The sequence below is a fragment of the Mannheimia cairinae genome, assembly GCF_028649535.1.
In the GTDB taxonomy this organism is placed as follows: domain Bacteria; phylum Pseudomonadota; class Gammaproteobacteria; order Enterobacterales; family Pasteurellaceae; genus Mannheimia; species Mannheimia cairinae.
On the sequence record NZ_JAQSJE010000010.1, the window covers coordinates 1 to 4188 of the forward strand.

Sequence of the window (4188 nt, forward strand, 5' to 3'; positions counted from 1 at the left end):
CAAAAACTGGGTGAAAGGTTGTGTTAAAGACTACAAAAACTGGGTTTTTTGCTACATTTTCGTTTGATGTAGTTTTATTTGTGTGTTATTGTTCTTACAGTTTACTGTAAAAGGCTTTTAGTTATGTCAAAAAACACTTCAAAACCCGTTTCAACAAAGAGCAATAACCTGATTGATGCGGGCTTTTTCAAAAAATTGAATGGTATGGAAATTCGAATTGTTAATCTTGCTATATCTAAGTTGAACCCTACTAGATCACTTTCACAAAATCGAAGATTTGAATTTTCTGTACAAGATTTTTTAGATTGTAATTCAGGTATTTCAGACCATAAAAATGCTTATGACAATGTGAAAAATGCGGTATTACGACTAAGTAACATTTGGGTTCAAGTTGAACCGCTATCAGGCTATGATTATTCCGAAATAAGCCTTTTAACAGATCGCTCTTATACGAAAGGCAAAGGGCGATTTATGATTGAATTTCACGAGAAAGCAATGCCATATCTCGCAGAAATTAGAAATAATTACACATCTATTTTGCTTGAAACTTTTGGCGCATTAAAAAGCGAATACTCGTTAAAGCTGTATGAGATTTTAAGTCGTTGGGCGTTTAAAGGCTTTGTATCTATTAAGCTTGATGAGTTAAAAATTTTACTTGATGTTGTTGGTATGTATGATCGGTATAATAATTTCAGCCAACGAGTTTTAACACCAGCCGTTAAAGAAATTAACGCAAAAACCAATTTAATCGTGAGCGTTAAACCAATCCGAACAGGTCGGGCAATTTCCGAGCTTGAATTTAAGATTTTTGATAAATCAAAAGCAATCCCCGAAGAAGAGCCTAAACGCCCTAGATTTCCACACAAGAATAGATATGGACGTTTTGTTAAACTAGACAGAGAAAACCCTAAAATGAGTTCTGCTGATTATGGTTTATGGGCAAGAGACTGTTTAAAAATCTTGGAAGATTTTTACCAAAAAATCGAAGATGTGCCGAATGATGATTTGCTGTTCTATTGGATATTTTTAGCCATTAACGCTAGTAATAAATCTAAACTTGGCACTAAGAAAATCTTTGCTGATGAGTTGAAAAAGCGTGGCTATAAAATCGTTGAGTGTGAGTTAGTTAAAATTTAAGTAGGTGGAATATGGCAACCATAATGCAAAAAGATGTTCTAATTGAAGCAATCGCTCAAGTTCAAGGTTTCTTAACTCGTAAATTTCCTAATTCTAATTCCCTGAATGATGATGAATTGTTTCTATGTCGGCTAAGAGATCGTATTTATAGCTCTCATCACGATGAATTAGATTATGAAAATTTGATTGCTGACATTGTGAAAATTAAAGAGAAACACGAGAGAGTGCAACCTTGAAAAATGTGCTGATAAGGCATACAATGGGAAAAGGAAAAGGGAGCGAATTGCTCCGCTCCCCTTTTTAGGTTGGTTGCTGTCTAGCTAATACCTTGCACAGTGTCGCCAGACAACAACAAAATGATTACAATGAGCAAAACCCATTTTAACCACGTTGGCATACTCGCCTCCTTTCAGTTGGGGTTGATACCAATTGATCGAGACTTTTTGCTGTCTGACGGCAATCAGACTGCAAGAGCCTGACCAACCGTTAAATAGTATAGCATAAGCTGTTATATCTGTTTATGTGAATTTAGGCGATTAGCTGCCGTAAATGCTTACTTAATTTACAAGAAAGGCAAGGATAAACCTTGCCTTTCTTGTTTATATTTAGGGCTGAAAAAGTCATTGAAACTTGCTTTCAATGGCTTTTTTAGTCTAACAACCGTAGCCGTCAGGCGTAGGGCGTTAGTTACAGGCTAAACCCACGCTCTCGACTTGTCTTCCGTTCTTGAGTTCGTTTTTGCTCGTTACGCTCTAGCTCTAACTGTCGCTGTTGGCTCTTTTTATGCCATTGTTCAATCCCTTCAAACTGCATACTTCGGAGCTGATAAGGATTTCGCATTTTCAGTTCTGGATTATCTGCCCTGAATTTTTCGATTTGCTTGCGTAGTGGCTCAATCGTGTCTTTTTCGTATTGGTTCACTTTGTCGTTGTATTCATCGTGTTCTTTGGCTTTTTCATTGCGTAACGCTTTTATGCGGTTGTACTCATTTTCAAGGTCTTGTTTAGCTTGTTTCTGCTCTTTGCTTTCCCATAAGCCTAAAAAACCTTGTTTTTGCTCGTCTAAGGCTTTGTAATCGCCATTGATACGCTCTAAATCCTTCCCGTACTGCTCCCATTCGCTCCGCATTTTTTCCCGTTTTTCACACGCATTGATAAATTTCTGATTTGGCTCAAGCCAATTCTCGATAAGAAATCGGTCAAATTCGGCTTGAGATACGCTCTCTTTGCGATTTTCAGCGACTTTTTGCTTTTGCTCGTGCTTTGTATCGCCTTTTTGAGAAAGTGGCTCTAAAACGTTTTTAGACGCATTTTTAGCGATCTCTGCTTTCTCATCTGCAATTTGCTGTCTTTTTCTCTCAATAACTTCGCCATAAATGCCTGCTGTTTGCTCTAGCTGTTGCAATTCTTGCCACGTTACACGGTCAAGCCTTGCTCTCGGCTCTTTTTCAATACCCTGTTCTTGATAGCTACGCTCGTCAATTCTTGCGGCGTACCCGTGCTTTTCAAGGGCAAAATTTGCCTGTTCGCTCCACGTCTTGCGAACGGCTTTTATAAAATCTCTATCCCTAAAATCTGCGGTTTTTTTCGTTCCGCCTAATTCGGCATTTTTTGAATTTGCACGTTTAAAAAATTGTTCTTCTGAACGCTCAATTCCGTCTAATTGGCGTTCTGAAAAGATTAAATGACAATGCGGGTTATTATTTGCTTTGTCGTTGTGAATGGCGAACGAATAAGGCAATTTATTGCGTTCAGAGTTTACCGTTGAATTGATGAACGATTGTACTAATTCTTGCTGTTGTTCTAGGTGCAACTCTCTAGGTAAAGCAAACACAATTTCCGTACAAACACGGGCGTTTGCTCGTTCGTAAATATCGGACGCTTGCCAAAATTTTTGCGGATTATTTTCTGCAAATTTTGGCATATTTCCAAAGCCTGAAAACTGTAAATCATCTAACCGCTTTGAGTATTTATCATTGCGGTTGATGTATTCGTTTTTGGCTTGGGCTGATTGCCCCTTGCTTTTACTGCAATAGCGAACGTTTAAATGATAGATTGCCATAATATTGAGCCTTGCGAAACGGTCAAGCGGAACGCTTGCCCACCAGTTTCTCGCAGAGAAACTGATAAGTGGGCATTACGTTAAAATAACGTAATGAACAGAACGCTTGAAACAATAGCACCACTTGATTAAAATAGCAACAATTTCAACCACTCAATAGGGGCTATTATGACAAGCGAAAGATTAAGCAAACTAGAACAACAACAAGCGGAATTATTAAAGAAGCAAGCCGAAATCAAGGCAAAAATTCGTTCGATTAAGTCAAAAGAACAAGCAGAAAAGCGTAAGAAAGCTACACATTACAAAGTTTTGCTAGGTGCTTACGCTTTACATTCTTTTGTTGAACGTGGCGAATTTCCTTTAGTATCGGCTGAACAGCTACGAAAATTTATCAATAATGATAAAAAATTTGATGAATTGAGTGCATTTATCAATGAAGAAATTGCAAAAGGTAAAAAATAACTGTGAGCGAAATAGTAACAATCATTTTTTACAATGTTTTGATATTATCTTTTATTGCTATAAGTGTTTATGTTTACCTGAAATGGCAACATAAAAAGCGAATTGATAGTATGTTAAAAGAGATGGAGCAATCTTATTTAAAATACGCAAATCATAAAGCAAACGAGATAATGCAAAAAAGAATGGCTGAATACGATAAAAAGCACCCATTCAAAGCATTTAAGCGGAAGTTTAAAGATAAAATCAAATGGCTTTTATAGCCTACCGCCCTACGCCTGACGGCTACGGTTGCTCAACCCTTGCTTGCATTGCAATAAATTGCAACGTTCGCAAGGGTTTTCATTTTCCTTTCTGAAAAACAAAAAAATAGGGCTGAAAGCCCCAAAAAGAGCCGACAGGCTCTATTTTTATCTTGTTTCTATTATTTACCTTGTTTATATCTTGTTTAGACAACCTTTCAAGCCTTGTGCGACAAGGCTCTCAAAAAATAAAAACTACAAAAACTGGGTAAAAACTACAAAAACTGGG

At 37.2% G+C, this 4188-nt stretch carries 6 protein-coding genes; 5 read left to right on the forward strand and 1 reads right to left on the reverse strand.

Annotated features, from left to right (window positions below; genetic code table 11):
- Positions 1-123 precede the first annotated feature (123 nt).
- Positions 124-1137, forward strand: coding sequence for a replication initiation protein (locus PTQ27_RS10855; protein WP_273771140.1), 1014 nt, complete (start codon positions 124-126; stop codon positions 1135-1137).
- An 11-nt stretch (positions 1138-1148) separates the two neighbouring features.
- A complete protein-coding gene (locus PTQ27_RS10860) occupies positions 1149-1373 on the forward strand; it encodes a hypothetical protein (protein WP_273749864.1) in 225 nt (74 codons plus the stop codon).
- 451 nt (positions 1374-1824) lie between these two features.
- On the opposite strand, the gene PTQ27_RS10865 is transcribed toward PTQ27_RS10860, so the two are convergent.
- Positions 1825-3198, reverse strand: coding sequence for a MobA/MobL family protein (locus tag PTQ27_RS10865; RefSeq protein ID WP_273749863.1), 1374 nt, complete (start codon positions 3196-3198; stop codon positions 1825-1827).
- Between the two features lie 168 nt (positions 3199-3366).
- On the opposite strand from PTQ27_RS10865, the gene PTQ27_RS10870 reads away from it, so the two are divergent.
- The 3 genes from PTQ27_RS10870 to PTQ27_RS10880 form a co-directional block, all read left to right on the forward strand.
- Positions 3367-3660, forward strand: a complete 294-nt coding sequence (locus tag PTQ27_RS10870; RefSeq protein ID WP_273749862.1) for a hypothetical protein — start codon at positions 3367-3369, stop codon at positions 3658-3660.
- A 2-nt stretch (positions 3661-3662) separates the two neighbouring features.
- Complete coding sequence (locus PTQ27_RS10875; protein ID WP_160151379.1) at positions 3663-3920, forward strand: hypothetical protein; 258 nt, start codon at positions 3663-3665, stop codon at positions 3918-3920.
- Between the two features lie 58 nt (positions 3921-3978).
- The coding region (locus PTQ27_RS10880) for a hypothetical protein (protein ID WP_273771141.1) at positions 3979-4188 on the forward strand (210 nt) is incomplete at its 3' end.